Source organism: Streptomyces sp. NPDC008150 (assembly GCF_042956945.1).
GTDB lineage: Bacteria > Actinomycetota > Actinomycetes > Streptomycetales > Streptomycetaceae > Streptomyces.
Genome location: NZ_JBIBHJ010000006.1, coordinates 248,969 through 265,391 on the forward strand (window position 1 = coordinate 248,969; position 16,423 = coordinate 265,391).

15 protein-coding genes are annotated in these 16,423 nt (G+C 73.0%); 13 read left to right on the top strand and 2 right to left on the bottom strand.

Translation table 11 applies throughout. From position 1 onward, the window contains the following. Positions 1–56 precede the first annotated feature (56 nt). The 6 genes from ACFZA0_RS17540 (at position 57) to ilvD (ending at position 7,830) form a co-directional block, all read left to right on the top strand. On the top strand, positions 57–1,349 hold the full coding sequence (locus tag ACFZA0_RS17540) for a D-tagatose-bisphosphate aldolase, class II, non-catalytic subunit (protein WP_391017125.1): 1,293 nt from the start codon (positions 57–59) through the stop codon (positions 1,347–1,349). Then, positions 1,346–2,518, top strand: coding sequence for a tagatose-6-phosphate ketose isomerase (locus ACFZA0_RS17545; RefSeq protein WP_391017128.1), 1,173 nt, complete (start codon positions 1,346–1,348; stop codon positions 2,516–2,518). Before ACFZA0_RS17540 ends, ACFZA0_RS17545 begins: the two co-directional genes overlap by 4 nt. A 133-nt stretch (positions 2,519–2,651) precedes the next feature. Then, positions 2,652–3,641: a BadF/BadG/BcrA/BcrD ATPase family protein gene (locus tag ACFZA0_RS17550; protein ID WP_391017131.1), complete on the top strand. Its 990-nt coding sequence runs from the start codon at positions 2,652–2,654 to the stop codon at positions 3,639–3,641. Between the two features lie 94 nt (positions 3,642–3,735). Further along, entirely contained in the window at positions 3,736–5,109 is a 1,374-nt protein-coding gene (locus ACFZA0_RS17555; RefSeq protein WP_391017134.1) for a hypothetical protein, read from the top strand. Between the two features lie 73 nt (positions 5,110–5,182). Beyond that, positions 5,183–6,031: a fumarylacetoacetate hydrolase family protein gene (locus tag ACFZA0_RS17560; protein ID WP_391017137.1), complete on the top strand. Its 849-nt coding sequence runs from the start codon at positions 5,183–5,185 to the stop codon at positions 6,029–6,031. Between the two features lie 152 nt (positions 6,032–6,183). Then, positions 6,184–7,830, top strand: coding sequence for a dihydroxy-acid dehydratase (gene ilvD, locus ACFZA0_RS17565; RefSeq protein ID WP_391017139.1), 1,647 nt, complete (start codon positions 6,184–6,186; stop codon positions 7,828–7,830). A 126-nt stretch (positions 7,831–7,956) separates the two neighbouring features. On the opposite strand, the gene ACFZA0_RS17570 is transcribed toward ilvD, so the two are convergent. Next, positions 7,957–8,928 carry a hypothetical protein gene (locus ACFZA0_RS17570; protein WP_391017142.1) on the bottom strand — a complete coding sequence of 324 codons (972 nt, stop codon included), beginning with the start codon at positions 8,926–8,928 and terminating at the stop codon, positions 7,957–7,959. 242 nt (positions 8,929–9,170) lie between these two features. On the opposite strand from ACFZA0_RS17570, the gene ACFZA0_RS17575 reads away from it, so the two are divergent. Beyond that, positions 9,171–9,794, top strand: coding sequence for a hypothetical protein (locus ACFZA0_RS17575; RefSeq protein ID WP_391017145.1), 624 nt, complete (start codon positions 9,171–9,173; stop codon positions 9,792–9,794). Positions 9,795–9,975: 181 nt separating this feature from the next. Next, a complete protein-coding gene (locus ACFZA0_RS17580; RefSeq protein WP_391017148.1) occupies positions 9,976–10,734 on the top strand; it encodes a DeoR family transcriptional regulator in 759 nt (252 codons plus the stop codon). An 8-nt stretch (positions 10,735–10,742) separates the two neighbouring features. Here ACFZA0_RS17580 and ACFZA0_RS17585 read toward each other — a convergent pair whose 3' ends face one another. Then, positions 10,743–11,069, bottom strand: a complete 327-nt coding sequence (locus ACFZA0_RS17585) for a hypothetical protein (protein ID WP_391017149.1) — start codon at positions 11,067–11,069, stop codon at positions 10,743–10,745. A 288-nt stretch (positions 11,070–11,357) separates the two neighbouring features. Between ACFZA0_RS17585 and ACFZA0_RS17590 the strand changes: the two genes are divergently transcribed. Genes ACFZA0_RS17590 through ACFZA0_RS17610 form a run of 5 tightly spaced genes read left to right on the top strand, consistent with a single transcriptional unit; the run spans position 11,358 to position 16,361 of the window. Beyond that, positions 11,358–12,659, top strand: a complete 1,302-nt coding sequence (locus ACFZA0_RS17590) for an extracellular solute-binding protein (protein WP_391017152.1) — start codon at positions 11,358–11,360, stop codon at positions 12,657–12,659. Positions 12,660–12,687: 28 nt separating this feature from the next. Further along, the gene (locus ACFZA0_RS17595; protein ID WP_391017154.1) at positions 12,688–13,641 is read left to right on the top strand and encodes an ABC transporter permease subunit; all 954 of its coding nucleotides are present in this window, start codon (positions 12,688–12,690) and stop codon (positions 13,639–13,641) included. A 53-nt stretch (positions 13,642–13,694) separates the two neighbouring features. After that, entirely contained in the window at positions 13,695–14,549 is an 855-nt protein-coding gene (locus ACFZA0_RS17600; protein ID WP_391017156.1) for an ABC transporter permease subunit, read from the top strand. Beyond that, on the top strand, positions 14,546–15,598 hold the full coding sequence (locus ACFZA0_RS17605) for an NAD(P)-dependent oxidoreductase (RefSeq protein ID WP_391017158.1): 1,053 nt from the start codon (positions 14,546–14,548) through the stop codon (positions 15,596–15,598). The genes ACFZA0_RS17600 and ACFZA0_RS17605 overlap by 4 nt, the downstream gene beginning before the upstream one ends. Then, positions 15,588–16,361, top strand: coding sequence for a DeoR family transcriptional regulator (locus ACFZA0_RS17610; protein WP_391017161.1), 774 nt, complete (start codon positions 15,588–15,590; stop codon positions 16,359–16,361). Before ACFZA0_RS17605 ends, ACFZA0_RS17610 begins: the two co-directional genes overlap by 11 nt. Positions 16,362–16,423: the final 62 nt, after the last annotated feature.

Below are 16,423 nucleotides of genomic sequence, written 5' to 3' on the forward strand. Positions count from 1 at the left end.
CCCGCCTGACCGGGTTTCCTCACCCACCATTCTGTTGTCGCAGGCAAGGGGCTGGCATGTCGTCGGTGTTGGACCAACTGGTACGAGACCAGAAAGCCGGAGAGGCGCACGGCATCACGTCGGTGTGCAGCGCCCACCCGCTCGTGCTGGAGGCGGCCGTGGCGCAGGCCCGTGAGTCCGGCCGCGCCCTGCTCGTGGAGGCGACGTCCAACCAGGTCGACCAGTACGGCGGCTACACGGGCATGCGGCCCGCCGCGTTCCGGGCGCTCGTGCTCGATACGGCCGACCGCCTCGGACTGCCCCGCGACCGCGTGGTGCTCGGCGGCGACCACCTGGGGCCGAACGGCTGGCGCGACCGCCCCGCCGGGGCGGCGATGGAGGAGGCCGACGCCCTCGTGCGCGCCTACGTCGAGGCCGGGTTCACCAAGATCCACCTGGACTGCAGCTTCGCCTGCGCGGGCGAGAGCCTCCCGCTGCCGGACGACGTCGTCGCCGAACGGACCGTCCGCCTCGTGCGGGTCGCCGAGGACGCGGCCGGCGCGGACGCCGCGCGGCTGCGGTACGTCATCGGCACCGAGGTGCCCGTCCCGGGCGGCGCCGACCACGTACTGACCGACGTACCGCCCACGTCCGCGGGCGCCGCCCGCCGCACGCTCGACACCCACCGGGCGGCGTTCGCCGCGGCGGGACTCTCCGCCGCGTGGGAGCGCGTCATGGCGCTCGTGGTGCAACCCGGCGTCGAGTTCGACCACCACGGTGTCGTGGACTACCGCGACGACCGAACCGCCGCGCTGCGTGCCGTCCTGGACGACGAACCCCGGATCGTCTTCGAGGCGCACTCCACCGACTACCAACTCCCGGACTCGCTCGCCCGGCTGGTGCGCGACCACTGGGCCGTCCTCAAGGTCGGGCCCCAGTTGACCTTCGCCCTGCGGGAGGCCCTGTTCGCGCTCGCCGCCGTCGAGCGCGAGACGGTCCCCGAGAGCGACCTCTCGCACCTGGTGGAGGTCATCGACCGCCGGATGCGCGAGGACCCCGCCGGATGGTCGCGGTACGCCGAGGGCGACCCCCTCGAACAGCGCCTGAACCGCCTCTACGGCTACAGCGACCGGGTCCGCTACTACTGGACCGACCCCGAGATCGCCGCGGCGCAGCACCGGCTGCTCGACAACCTGCGGGACCGCCCGCTGCCCCTGCCCCTGCTCTCCGCGCAACTGCCCCTGCAGTACGCGCGCGTCAGGGCCGGCACCCTCGCACCCCGGCCGCACGACATCCTCGTCGACCGGATACGCGACGTGCTGCGCGACTACGACCACGCCTGTGCCCGACGTTCCGAGGAGTACGTGTGACGACCACCCCCGAGACCCGCGACCTTCCCGCCGTGCCCGCGGGCGCCGCGCACACCGACCGGGAGATCCGGCAACAGCCGCGCCTGTGGGAGGACATGCTCGCCCGGCTCGGTGAACAACGGGCCGCACTCGACGCGTTCCTCGCCCCGCTCCTCGCCGAACCGGGCCTGCGCGTCGTCCTCACCGGCGCCGGAACGTCCGCCTACGCGGGCGGAATCGCACGCTCGGTGCTGGCCGCAGCCCTCGGGCGCACGGTCGAGGCCATCGCCACCACCGACATCGTCGCCGAGCCCGCCGCCTGCTTCGAGGACCCCGGACGACCCACCCTCCTGGTGTCCTTCGCGCGCTCCGGCAACAGTCCCGAGAGCACCGCCGCCACCGCGCTCGCCGACCGCTTCCTGGACCGCTGCGCCCACCTCGTCGTCACCTGCAACGCCTCGGGCGCGCTGGCCGCCGGGCACGACACGCGCCCCGACTCGTTCGTCCTGCTCACGCCCGCCGAGGCGGAGGACCAGGGCTTCGCCATGACCTCCAGCCTCACCTGCATGCTGCTCGGCGCGCTCGGCGCGCTCGGCGCGCTCGGCACCGGGCAGGTCCGCGGTCTCCACGCCGCCCCGGCCGCGGCCCGGGAACTGCTGTCACCGGAGTTCGCGCGCCGCGTCGCCGCACTCGTCGGCAACGAACCGCGACGCTTCGTCTACCTCGGCAGCGGCCCCCTGAAGGCCCTCGCCGGCGAGTCCGCGCTCAAACTGCTGGAGCTGACCGGCGGAGCCGTCAGCGCTCTCGCCGAGTCCTCCCTGGGATTCCGGCACGGGCCCAAGGCGTTCCTGACACCGGACACCGCCGCGGTCGTGTACGTCTCGAACGACCCCTACACCCGGCTGTACGACCTGGACATCTTCCGGGAGTTGAGCACGGCACTGCCCGTGGGACAGGTCGTCGCCGTCGCGGCGAGCACCGAGGGACTGCCCGCCGACCGCACCTGGCTCGTCCCGGGCATGGCGGACGCGGACGACGCCGCGCTGGCGCTGCCCGCCGTCGTGTGCGCCCAACTGGTCGCCCTGAACGCCTCGTTGGCGCACGGCCTGACACCGGACAACCCCTTCCCCGCCGGGGAGGTCAACCGCGTCGTGCGGGGCGTCACCATCCACCCGCCGGCCGAGCGCTGACCCGCGCCGGGTCCGCACCGGCATCCGCGACAGCCCAGCACCTGTCGGCGCGACACGACAACACAGCGACCGCGCCCGCGAACGCGAACGCGAACGCGAAGAACACCCGCCACTGCGAAAGGGGACAACGCCCGTGTACCTGGGAGTCGACGGAGGCGGCACCAAGACCGCCTTCTGCGTCCTTGACGCGTCGGGGACCGTGCGCGGTCTCACGCACGGCCCGTCCACCTCGCCCGCGACGGGCGAAGGAGGCACGGACAGAGCCGAAGACGTGCTGCGCGAGGGGATCGCCGAGGTCTGCGCGCAGGCCGGCGTCCCCGCCGCCGAGCTCGGCCACGCCTTCCTCGGACTGCCCGGCCACGGCGAGTCCGCCGCGCTGACGGGCGCCCTGAACGCCCTGGCACCCCGGGTGCTGGGACACGAACGCTGCGCCGTCGGCAACGACATGGTGTGCGGCTGGGCAGGCTCGCTCCTGCTCGCGGACGGCGTCAACGTCATCAGCGGCACCGGTTCCATGGCATACGGCGTCCTGCGCGGCAGACAGGCACGCACCGGAGGCTGGGGCGAACTCTTCGGCGACGAGGGCTCCGCGCACTGGCTCGCCGTGCGGGGACTGAACCTCTTCACACGGATGAGCGACGGCCGGGCACCCCGCGGTCCGCTCCACGGCCTGCTGCGGGAACACCTGGCCCTCACCGACGACCTGGACCTGGTGGACGTCGTGCTCCTGGCCCGCTGGGACCGCACCGCCGTCGCCTCCCTCAGCCGCGTCGTCACCGCCTCGGCCGCCGCCGGCGACACGGCGTGTGCCGCGCTCCTCACCGAGGCGGGACAGGAACTCGCCGCCCTGGTGCGGGCCGCGCGGCCACCGCTCGGCGCCGCCGCGGACGAGTCCGTACCGGTCTCCTGGTCGGGTGGCGTCCTCGGCGTCCCCCAGGTCAGGGACGCCTTCGTCGCGGCCCTCGGTGCCGGGCCCGCCCCCTTCGCACCCCGCCCGCCCCGTACGTCGCCCGTCGTGGGCGCCGCGCTCGTGGCCGCCCGGCTCGCCGGACGGCCACTGGACCCCGCCGCCACGGACCGGCTGCCCCCGGCCGCCGGCCCCGACGCGCCCGCCCACGCCTGACACCCACCAGCACCAGCCCGCCGCACCGGGTCCGCCCGGACGGCACGCCGCGCCCGCGCACGTCCGCCGCCGGGCCCGCCGAAAGGAAGATCCCATGTCCGACACCACCTCGGAACGCCGCTCACTCGTCCTCATCGGCGCCGGAAGCGCCGTGTTCACCCGGGGGCTGCTCGCCGACCTCATCACCGCCGAGGACCTCGGCCGCTGGGAGATCCGGCTCGTCGACGTCAACCCCGAGGCCCTCGCCGTGGCGCACCGGCTCGCCGGACGCATGGTCGAGGCCCGGGGCGCCGAGGACCGCATCACCGTGCGCGCCTCCACCGACCGGCGCTCCGAACTCCCGGGCGCGGACTACGTCGTGACCTGCGTCGGCGTGGGCGGCCGGCCGGCCTGGCAGACGGACCACGAGATCTGCCAACGCCACGGCGTGTACCAGCCCGTGGGCGACTCGGTCATGCCCGGCGGCATCTCCCGGCTGCTGCGCACCACGCCGGTGATGGTGGACATCGCCCGGGACGTCGTGGAACTCGCCCCCGACGCCTACTTCTTCAACTACAGCAACCCGATGACCGCCAACGTGCAGGCCATGACCCGCTACGCGGGCGCCGAGGTCGTCGGGCTGTGCCACGGCATGCACCACGTTCAGCGGGAACTGGCCGCCTTCGCCGGCCTGCCCTTCGAGGAGACCTCGACGCTGTACGCCGGCATCAACCACCTCACGTTCATCTACGACTTCCGCCACCGCGGCCAGGACGCCTGGCCCGCGGTCCGCGCCCGTATGGAGCGCGAACTGGCAGAGGCTCCGCACCCCGACGACATCGGGGCGATCTGGGAGAACGGCAAGGCCTGGCACAACCCCTTCTCCTGGGAGATCTTCCGCACCTACGGCGCCTATCCGGCGGCGAACGACCGCCACGTCGTGGAGTTCTTCCCGGAGCGCTGGGCGGGCGGGGACTACTACGGCAAGAAGCTCGGCGTCGACGCCTTCTCCGTGCCGGAGATCCTCCAGTGGGGCGAGGAGCGCTACCTGTCGATGCGGGACCAGGCGGAGGGCGACGTCCCGCTCGACGCGGCCGCCTTCGACCGCTCCACCGGTGAGCAGGAGCAACTGCTCGCCATCATCCGCTCGATCACCTTCGACCGGCGCGAGATGTTCTCGGTGAACGTGCCCAACCGGGGCAGCGTCCCGGGCCTCGCGGACGGGGCGGCGCTGGAGATCCCGGCCGTGGCCACCGCCCGCGGTCTGCGTCCCGTGCGCGTCCCCGACCTGTCCGCGCCCCTGACCGGCATCCTCGCGCGACGGCTCGCCTCCGTCGACATCGCGGTCGAGGCGGCGATGACCGCGGACCGCGACCTCGTGGTCGAGGCCGTCATCGCGGACGGCGCGGTGACCGACCGCGACGCCGCGGCGGCGCTCACCGACGAACTGATCGAGGCCCAGCGCCGGTTCCTGCCCCGCTTCGGCTGACCCCCGCGCACAGCAGCGGCACCCCGGACGACGGCACGCCTGCCACGCCCGTCCCGAACCACCCGGAGGAACAGTGAAGATCGCCCGCGTACGACACCAGGGCCGGATCATGGCCGCCCGTGTCGAGGGGGACACGGTGTACCCGGTCCTGCCCGAGGAACCACGCCACATGGCCGACGCCGTGCGCGACCTCGTCGCCGACGGCACCGCCGCTCGGGTGCTGCGGGCCGACGTGCCCGGCGTCGCCCTCGCGGACGTCGAGCTGCTGAGCCCGCTCACCGCGCCCCAGAAGATCGTGTGCATCGGCCTCAACTACGCCGACCACATCCGCGAGACGGGCCTGGAGACGCCGAGCGCCCCGCTCGCCTTCGTCAAGACCGCGCACACGCTGACCGGTCCCACCGCGCCCGTCCGCGTCGCGCGCGGAACCACCGCGCAGCTCGACTGGGAGGCCGAACTCGCCGTCGTTGTCGGGCGGACAGCTCGGAACGTCACCGCCGAACAGGCCGCCGAGCACGTCTTCGGGTACACCGTCGCCAACGACGTCTCCGCACGCGACGCGCAGTTCGCGGACGGACAGTGGTTCCGGGGCAAGAACTTCGACGACTTCTGCCCGCTCGGCCCGTGGATCGTCACCGCCGACGAGGTGCCCGACCCGCAGGACCTCGCCGTCACCGCGCGGGTCAACGGCACGACCGTGCAAGACAGTTCGACCAAGGAGATGATCTTCGGCGTAGCGGAGACCATCGCCTACCTCTCGCGCTTCATGACCCTGTTTCCCGGCGACGTCATCGCCACCGGCACCCCGCACGGCGTCGGGATGGGCCGCGACCCGCAGCTCTGGCTGGGTGACGGGGACGTCGTGGAGGTGGTGGTGGAGGGCATCGGACTCCTGCGCAACCAGGTCGTGGTCACTGACTGAGTGACTGACCGGGCACAGGGCACCCCGTCGGGCGCCCGTCCCCGTCCCCGTCCGCCCACCGCCCCGGCCCGCCACTGCGTCCGGACCACCGCCGTGCCCGGGACCGGCCGGTGCCCGACCCGCCGCACGCCCGCACCACCGAAGGAGCCGCCATGAACATCGCCGACGATCCCGACCGCGCGCCCGCACGCTCCCACCTCTACGCCATGGGGCTGAGCGACGACGACATCCGGCGCCCCACCGTCGGCATCGCCTCGACCTGGACGGGGACGATGCCGTGCAACCTGACCCACCGTGACCTGGCCCAACACGTCGCCGTCGGTGTGCGGCGCGCGGGCGGGACGCCGATGGAGTTCAACACCATCGCCGTCTCCGACAACCTGACGATGGGGACGCCCGGCATGCGCGCGTCCCTGGTGAGCCGCGAGGTCATCGCCGACAGCATCGAACTCATGGGCCGTGCCCACCAGTTCGACGCGATGGTCTGCATCGTCGGCTGCGACAAGACGGTTCCCGCCGCGATGATGGCGATGGCCCGCCTCGACATCCCCTCCGTACTCCTCTACAGCGGCAGCATGATGCCGGGGACCTGGCGCGGTCGCGAGGTGACCGTGCAGGACATGTGGGAGGCACTCGGGGAACGCGCGGTCGGCCGCCTCGGCCAGGACGACGTCGACGACCTGGCGCGCCATGCCTGTCCAGGGGCGGGCACCTGCGCCGCGCAGTACACCGCCAACACCATGGGCACCGTGGCGGACTTCCTGGGGCTCGCGCCGTTCGGGGTGGGCGACATCCCGGCCGTCGCCGAGGAGAAGACGGCGGCCGCCGAACGCGTGGGCGAGATCGCGCTGGACGTCCTGGCGCGCGACCTGCGCCCGTCCGCGATCCTCACCGCGGACGCCCTGCACAACGCCATCGCGTCGGTCGCCGCCATGGGCGGCTCCACCAACGCGGTGCTGCACCTGCTGGCCATCGCGCGCGAGGCCGGACTCGATCTCGCCATCGACGACATCGGCGCGCTGTGTCGCGAGGTACCGATCATCACCGCCCTCAAGCCCGGCGGACCCCACACCTCCGCGGACCTCTGGCGGGCGGGCGGCACCTCGCTGGTCGCCGCCCGGCTGCTGGCGGCCGGGGTGCTGCGCGACACCGTGTCCCTCGTCGACGGGCGCACCCTCGCCGACGTGGCGTCCGACGCGGCCGAGACCCCGGGGCAGGAGGTGGTCACCGATGTGGCACACCCCGTGAAGCCCGCGGGCGCCTTGGCCGTCCTGCGGGGTTCGCTGGCCCCCGACGGCTGTGTCCTCAAGCTGGGCGGCCGACCCGACTTCGTGCGGTCGGGCCCCGCCCGCGTCTACGACTCCGAGGAGGAGTGCTTCGCCGCCATCCAGGCGGGGACGGTGACGGACGGGGACGTCGTCGTGGTCCGGTACGAGGGCCCCGCCGGCGGACCGGGCATGCGCGAGATGCTGTCGATCACCGGAGCCCTGGTGGGACGCGGGCTCGGCGACTCGGTCACCCTCGTGACGGACGGCCGCTTCAGCGGCGTGTCGCACGGCCTGGTGATCGGGCACGTCGCTCCCGAGGCCTGGCACGGGGGACCCATCGCCCTCGTCCGGGACGGCGACACGGTCACGGTCGACAGCGCCCGCAACGTCCTCGACCTCGACGTGCCCGACGACGAACTGGCCCGCCGAGCGGCGGCGTGGACGCGGCCGGCCCGGGACGTCGAGCGAGGTGTGTTCGCCAAGTACGTCGCGGTCGTCGGCTCCGCGTCGGACGGAGCGGTCACCGTGTGACCGGGTACGCGCGGGGCACTGTGTGACCCGGTGCGGCGAAGGGGGTGGGCCCCCACCATCGGTGGGGGCCCACCCCCTTCGCCGCACGCTCCGTTCCGCGCGGGTGCGCCTGCCAGGGGAGTGGTCTCAACCGCGGTGCACGGGGCCGTCGTTGGTGCCGGAGGTCAGACGGCTGACGACAGGGGACGACGTGGCGGCACCGGTTCCGTCGTCCGTCAGGTGCCACAGCCGGCCGCCCCGGCGCAGCACCAGGTCGGTCCGTCCCTCGGTGTGGGCGAGGGGAGTGGCGGCGATCGCCGTGACCGGTCCCTCGCCGGGCAGTTCCAGACGCCGGTCCGCTCCGGAGGCGCCGGGGTGCACGACGTCCAGCGCGGTGCCGCCGGTCCAGAGGTAGAAGCGGGGGCCGTCGTGTGCGGTCGCCACCGCGCCCGTCCGGGCCGGCGGCAGCCGGTGGGAGTCGCCGGCCGGGCCGACGTAGGTGCCCCCGTCGGCACCGAGCAGGCCGACACCGGGCACCGGGCTGCCCGGCAGGGGAGTCAGCAGCACGGTGTGCCAGTTCCCGGCCGGGAGTCGCGACGCGTCGCCCGGGGGAGCGGACCAGGCGAGGCGGGGGTGGCCGGAGGGGTCCGCGCGCAGCAGGCGTGCCTGTCTGTCCGTGCCGAGGTGGGCAATCCAGGGGGTGCCGTCGGTGGTCTCCGCGGCGGTGGCCGTCGTGACCGTTCCGGCGGGCGGCGGGTCCTCGGTGGTGAAGGCGGCCTCGGGACTCCAGCGCAGTCGGTGGAGATGCGTGCCGGAGCGGGCGTACACCTCCAGGTGGTGGGGGCCGTGGCGGCTCTGCACGATCTGGACGTCGTCGTAGCGGCGGCCGGTGCCGAAGCGCAGCGCGCCGCTCCACTCGCCGGGGGGCGGCCCCGAGGGTTCGGGTTCGGTCCCCGGCGGGTCGCTGTTGAACCACAGGACCCACAGGCCGTCCGAGGCGTCGCAGAGCAGGAGTTCGACGTTGCCGCGCAGGCCGTAGCGGCCCTGGGCGAGCGCGATGCCGCCGCGGCCGGGTGGCGGGTCGGCGGTGCGGAGGAGGGCGGGCGGTTGGGCAGCCATGGATCACCTCGGGGGCGGGCGACGAAGGGACGGGGGAGGGCACGCCGAGCGGCGGCCGTCTCAGCGGCACCCTAGGCACTCCAAGAACGCGCGTCAATGAGCATGAATGAGCAGACACGGGCACATTGATGGCGCGCCGACGACCGGTCGAGCAGGATGGTCCTGTCCTGCCGATGATCGGCCGGACGGGATCCGGCCATGGACGGCCGGCATCCGGAGCGTGTGGAGAGGGCGGCCAAGCGGTGTTCGAGCACCAAGTCGGAGAGCAGGGCGCCTCCGCCGCGGAGTCCGGCGGTGTGCTCGTCGTCGGGGCGACGCGCATCCTGCGTCCCGCCGTGCGGACCCTGGCCGCGCGGGGCGCACGGGTCACCGCCGTCGCGCGCGACGCCGCCGCCCTGGACGTCCTGGCACGGGAGCACGAAGGCCGCGTGCGGCCCCTGGCCGCCGACGTCACGACCGCGGACCTGGGCGCCCGGCTGCGACGGGCGGCCGGCCCTGACGGGTTCTCGGGCGCCGTGGTGTACGCCCCAACCGCGCCCGCGCGCACGGTCGTCGACGTCCTTCGTCCTCTCCTGCCGCGGGGCCCGCTCGTACTGCTGCTGACGAGCGAGTGGGCCGCACCCGCCCCGCACGGCCACGCGCGCCCGGCCGGACCGACCGCGTGGACGCCGGACCTCCTGCCGCCCGCACTGCGCGCCCGGCCGGCCTGCCGTCCCCTGGTGCTGGGCTGGCGGCGGCGGACGGACGGGGCCCGCTGGCACACCCCCGAGGAGATCTCCGCGGCAGCCCTGGAGCTGCTGGACACCGACGCCGGAACCTCTGCCGTGCTCGGCACGGTGCGTCCGTGGGCCGACAGGCCCGCCTGACCCTCCGCACGAGCGCGGCGGAAGCGTCACCGCGCTCGGCGCCGGTCTTCAGGAGGCGTCACTTTCGCGCAGGGGCGCGCAGCCGACGTAAACTGGCGGCTCGCGGCGGACGGACGACGCACGCTCAGCGAACTGCCGGGGTCCTGCCCCGGCGTCGGCCGAGGAGAGAAGAGACCAGGTCATGCTGGGCGCAGAGCGCAGGAAGAGGCTGCTCCACGAGGTGCGCGCGGAAGGCGTGGCGCATGTCGCCGAGTTGGCCGAGCGGTTGGACGTCAGCCCCTCCACCATCCGCCGGGACCTGTCCGCCCTGGAGTCTCAGGGCCTGCTGAACCGCACCCACGGCGGTGCCGTCGCGGAGGCCAACTCGTCGCTGGAGCCGGACAGGCCGCAGCGCAGTGGCGTCGCCCCGTGGGAGAAGCGCGCGCTGGCGAGCGCCGCGGTGCGGCATGTCGCGCCGGACTCGACGATCCTCGTCACCGGCGGCACGACGACCGCGGCGATGGTGCCCCTGCTCGGGGCCGTCGAGCGGCTGACCGTGGTCACCAACTCCCTGCACCTGGCCGGTGAACTGGCCCAGCACGAGGACATCAGCACGGTGGTGCTGGGCGGATACCTGCGCCACCGCGAGATGTCCCTGCTCGGTCACCTCACCCGGCAGGCACTGGAGGAACTGCACGTCGACGAGGCGTTCGTGGGGGCCTACGGCATCACGGGCGGCGGGATCAGCGGTGCGCACGTCGACGAGGCGGAGACCGACCGGTGGCTGCTGTCCCGGGTCGGGCGGGTGACCGCGCTGGTCGACGGCTCGAAGTTCGGCCGCTCCGGGCCGGTGCGGGTGGCAGCCGCCGACCGCATCTTCCGGGTGATCACCGACGCGTCGGCGCCGGAGAACGACGTGCGCGCCCTGCGCGGCGCGGGCGTCGACGTCGTGCGCGTCTGAACGACGGGTCAGCCGCGCCGCGTCCGGCCGGTGGCCCACTCGACCCACACCTCGTCGCGGGGCACCGACCAGCCCTCGGCCAGTGACCGCGCCGCCGCTTCGAGGGCGTCGTGCGTGGCCCGTTCGCCGCGGTCGGAGCCGTGCAGCACGGCGAGCGGCCATGCCTGGACGGGGCCGGCCCCGGTCACGGACACGGGCGCGTCGCACAGGAGTGCCACGACCCCCGAGGGCGGCAGCCCGAGAGCCGCGGCCACCTTCGCGCACAGCAGGCGCAGCCGTTCGGCGTCCCGTCCGTCCTCGGCCGCTCGGGGCGCGGTCACCTGGATCACCGGCACGGGACTCCTCCTGCTCACGTCGACGAGGGCGGCGCCCGCGTCCGCTCCGGTGTCGTGCCTGGTGGCAGGAGCCGGAGGACGGCGAGCGTCCGCCCGAGGCTAGGCGGGGCGGTAAGTGACGTCAAGGAAAAATGAGCAATAAAAATCAGAGGCTGATTGATATTGACCGTCCTTGGTTGTGACGGCTAGAAATCAAGCAGCGAAGTCGTGCGTGGCTGAAAACCGCCGCCCCGCACGGACTCCCCGCTTGCGAGGACCTCACTCCGTCCGACCTCTAAGGATGTGTCCATGGCTGTCGCCCGACGAGTGGTACTGGGCGCCGCGGCGGCCGGCGCGGGAGCGCTCGGCTTCGCCCGCCGATCGGGATTCACCCCCTCCGGCACGGGCTCCGGGGGACCGGACACGCTCACGTTCTCCCTGTGGGGGAGCGACGCCGAGGTGGCCGCCTTCCAGGCCGTGGCCCGCGCCTTCGAGCGCCGCCACAAGGGCATCCGGGTCCGTATCGGCCTGGAGTCCTACGAGCAGATGTACACGAACATGGACGCCCTGCTCGCCGGCGGCCGCGCCCCCGACCTGTTCCGCTGCGACTACGCCAACCTGGGCATGTACAGCGCGAGCGGCCAACTCCTCGACCTCAGCCCCTACTTCGGCCCCGGCGAGAGTGACGCGTTCCTGCCCGCCCTGTGGGAGGCCGTCTGCCACGACGGCAAGCCCTACGCCGTCCCGCACCACACCGACACCACCGCCGTCCTCTACCGCAAGGACATGTTCCACAGTGCGGGCATCACGTCGGTGCCGTCGTCCCTGGAGGAGGCGTGGACGTGGGAGGAGTTCACCGAGATCTGCGCACGACTGCGCAAGAAGGTGCACGGGGTCTACCCCTTCGTCTACGACTGGCAGCAGACCGGTGCCTTCCGCTGGCTCACGTGGCTCTGGGAGGCGGGCGGCCGGCTCCTCGACGAGGACCTCTCGGCACCCGCCGTCGAGTCCCGGGCGGGGCTGCGCGCCCTGCGCCACACCCAGGACTTCTTCCGGCAGGGGTTCGTACCCCCCAACAGCTCGGTCAAGAGCGCCGCCTATCCCGACGCCCTGTTCACCGCGGGCACCGTGGCGATGAGCTTCGCCGGCGACTTCCTGCTGCCGACCATCGACCCGGCGCTCAAGGCCGAGCTGTACGGCGTCACCTTCCAGCCGCGCGACGCACGCGCCGCGACCGACCTCGGGGGCAACGCCGTGGCGGCGACCCGGCACACCGACAATCCCGAACTGGCCGCCGCCTTCCTCAAGTTCCTGGTGGAGGAGGAGAACATGGCCCGGTTCTGCGAACAGGGCGTCATGCTCCCCACCCGCCCCTCCCTGCTGAAGCGACGGCTCGACTACGCCGTCCGCCCCGACCTCATGTCCGTCTACGCGGAGCAGGCCACGGCCCTCACGCCCGCCATGACGGCCCAGGTGGCCGTCTCCTCCTTCGGCCGCATCAACAGCGTGCTGCAGGACGAGCTGGAGGCGGCCTTCGTCAACCACCAGCCCGCAGACGTGACCCTCCACAACATCGCCGACTCAACCCGAACCGCGCTGGCCTCCGCATAGGGCAGCCGTCCCGCACCCAGGAGCCGTCATGGCCACCACTGTCTCGCCGCCGCGCGCCACACGTCCGACGGCCCCGGTGAGCACCACGCCGTCCTCGAACGCGCGACGGGCGGCCCGCCTCCGGGAGACCCTCGCCGCCTACTGCACCCTCGGACCCAACCTGGTCCTGGTCGCCGTCTTCCTGCTGGTCCCGCTCGTGATGGCCGTCGTGCTGAGCTTCCAGTACAGCACCGGTCTCGCGGCCCCCACCTGGGCGGGACTCGCCAACTACCGCCAGCTCGCGGACGATCCCGTCTTCTGGCGCACGGTCCTCAACACCGCCGTCTTCTGCGTCGCGACCGTGCCCGTCGAGATGGCGGTCGGGCTCGGCGTCGCACTGCTCTTCAACAAGGTCATGCCCGCCCGCCCGTTGTGGCGCACCCTCGTCTACCTGCCGATGGTCATCTCCGGAGTGGCGACCGCCCTGGTCGGCACCCTGATGTTCGACCAGAACATCGGCCTGCTCAACAAGCTCGTCGCCGCCATCGGCCTGCCCACCGCACCCTGGCAGACCGACGGCAGCGCGGCCATGGCGTCCGTCGTGCTGATCACCCTGTGGATGCGCGTCGGCTTCAACATGGTGATCTACCTCGCCGGCCTGCAGGGCATCTCGCCCGAGATGTACGAGGCGGCCGAGGTGGAGGGGGCCTCCTACTGGCAGCGGCTGCGCCACGTCACCGTGCCGCTGCTCGGCCCCTCGACCTTCTTCCTGCTGATCATGAACGTCATCTACTCGTTCCAGGTCTTCGACACCGTCTACGTGATGACCCTCGGCGGCCCCGGCCACTCCACCGACGTGATGATCACCTACGCCTACCGGAACGGCTTCCAGGGCAGGCAGCAGGGCTACGCCGCCGCCATCGGCATCGTGCTCTACGTCATCGTCATGGCCTTCACCGCGCTCCAGTGGCGCTTCAGCCGCAACAGGGACACGGTCGGCTGACCCCCGCCCCCGCCCCGCCCCGTCGCCCCGTCGCCCCGTCACGAAGGACGCCGATGTCCGTCACCTCGCCCCCGCTCCCACCGGCCGTGTCCGTGCGCCGCGACCGCACACGTGTGCTGCGCACCGTCGCCGCCGCCGTGATCGGCCTGGCCATGGCCGTGCCCCTGTTCTGGATGGTGCTCGTCGCGTTCTCGCCGCTGGCGGACCTGCACTCGCAGCATCTGCGCTGGTGGCCCAGCGCGGTCACCCTCGACAACTTCCGCCGCGTCTTCCGGCTCCCGGTGTGGACCTGGACGATGAACTCGACCGTCATCACGGTCCTGGTCGTGGCCATCACCGTCTCCTGCAACCTGCTGGCCGGATTCGCCTTCGCCAAGATGCGCTTCCGCGGGCGCAACGTCCTGTTCCTGCTCATGCTCAGCACGATGACCGTCCCGGTCCAGGTGCTGATGGTGCCTCAGTTCAAACTCGTCAGCGCCATGGGGCTGTTCGGCAGTTTCTGGGCCGTCATCCTGCCCGCGTCCTCCACCGCCTTCGGGGTCTTCCTGGCCCGGCAGTTCATGCTCGGCATCCCCGACGAGATCCTGGAGGCCGCGCGGATGGACGGCGCCGGCCGGCTCCGCACCTTCTTCACCGTCGTCCTGCCCCTGTGCAAGCCGCTCGTCGCGGTGCTGTCGCTGCTGACCTTCCTCAGCCAGTGGAACGACTTCGCCTGGCCGCTGACCGTCCTCAAGGACGAACGGCTGTACACCCTGTCCGTCGGCATGCAGTTCGTCAACGGCCAGTACACCGCCGACTACGGCGCCATCATGGCGCTCGCGCTGCTGTCCATCCTGCCCATGGTCGTCCTCTTCCTCTGCTTCCAGAAGTACTTCGTCCAGGGCTTCGCACGATCGGGAATCAAGTGAGCACTCCAGCCCCCGTCCACTACCTCAGCACCCTGTCCTTCCCGGACCGCTGGCTCGACGAGCTGCGCACCCGCCACCCCGGGCTCCAGGTCACGCAGGTGCGCGCCGACTCGGCGGCCGAGGTGCCCGGCGAGGTGTGGCGGCGCACCGAGATCCTGCACACGGGCGCCGTCTTCCCCGGCCGCACCGCCGACGTCCCCAACCTGCGCTGGATACAGCTCGACACCTCCGGCGCCGACCACCTGCGCGGCACGACCGCGTGGGACCTGCCCGTCCCGCTGACGTCCATCGGGGGCATCTCCCCGGTGCCGATGGCCGAGTACGTGATGATGATGCTGCTCGGTCTCGCACACCGCCTGCCCCGGGCCGTCGACATCCAGCGCGGCGGCCGATGGCCCTCCCTCGCGGAGCGGTGGAACACACTGATGCCGCGCCAACTGCGCGGCGCCACCGTCGGGATCGTCGGCTACGGCCGCATCGGCAAGGAGATCGGCCGCCTCGCCGGACAGTTCGGCCTCACCGTCCTGGGCCTCAAGCGCGGACGCGGCACCCGCGCCGGGGAGTTCTTCGACGGCACCGGCGCCCCCGGTACGGGCACGACGGCCACCGCGGGAGCCGACACGCACGCCGCCGAGCTGTACACACCGGCCGAACTCCACGCCTTCCTCGCCCGCTGCGACTACCTCGTCGTCACCTGCCCGCTCACCGACGAGACCCGCGGAATGATCGACGCCGCGGCGCTCGGCCACCTCAAGGACGGCGCCATGGTCGTCAACGTCTCGCGCGGCGGCATCGTCGACGAGACGGCACTGCGCGACGCGCTGCGCTCGGGCCGCGTCGCCGGAGCCGCCCTCGACGTCTTCGACGAGGAACCCCTGCCCGCCGGCCACCCCTGGTGGGACGAGCCGAACGTCCTGCTGACCCCGCACGTCGCGGGCTTCGCCCCCGACTACGAGCGGCAGACCCTCGAACTGGTCAGCGCCAACGTCGCCCGTTTCCTGGACGGACGGGAACTGCTCAACCTGGTGGACCGGGCCCATGGCTACTGAGTTCTTCCTGGCACCGCAGCGCCGGCGGGCCGTCCTGAACAGGCTCCGGCACCGGGGCACCGTCAACGTGCAGGAACTGTCCGACCTGCTGCGCATCTCCCCGTCCACCGTACGACGCGACCTGCGGGACCTCGAACTGCGGGGCATGCTGCGCCGGGTGCACGGCGGGGCGACGGTCCTGGACGGTGCCGCGGAACCGGATCAGCCCCTGCGGGCCGCCGCGCACCTGCTGGAGAAGGGACGCATCGCGCAGGCCGCGCTGCCGCTGGTCCGCGACCACAGCACGGTGCTCATCAGCGGAGGGACGACGACCGAGACCCTGGCCGCCCGCCTCGGCGAACGGCGCGGCCTCACCGTGGTCACCAACTCGCTGCCGATCGCGCAGGTGCTGTCGGCGGCCTCCTCCGTCGACGTGATAGTCCTCGGCGGCGTCCTGCGCCACCGGGAGCAGTCCCTGCTCGGGCACCTCGTGGAAAGGGCGCTGAGCGAGCTGCAGATCGACCAGATCTTCACCAGCGCCTTCGGCCTGGACGCCGACGCGGGACTCACCGGCGCGCACGTCGACGAGGCGCAGACCGACCGGGCCCTGCTCGCCGCCGCCCGCCGCATCGTCGTCCTGGCCGACGAGTCCAAGCTCGGGCGGCGCGGTCCGGTCCGGCTGGCCCCGCTGACGAAGGTGGCCACCCTCGTCACCGACGCCGGCCCGGACCACCCGGTGTGCGCCGCGCTCACGGGCGGGGGAGGCGACGTGATCGCCGCCTGACCCGCCCCGGCGACCGGACCGCCGTCCCGGCAGGCCACCGCGGCCCGGCCGGGTCGCCCTGC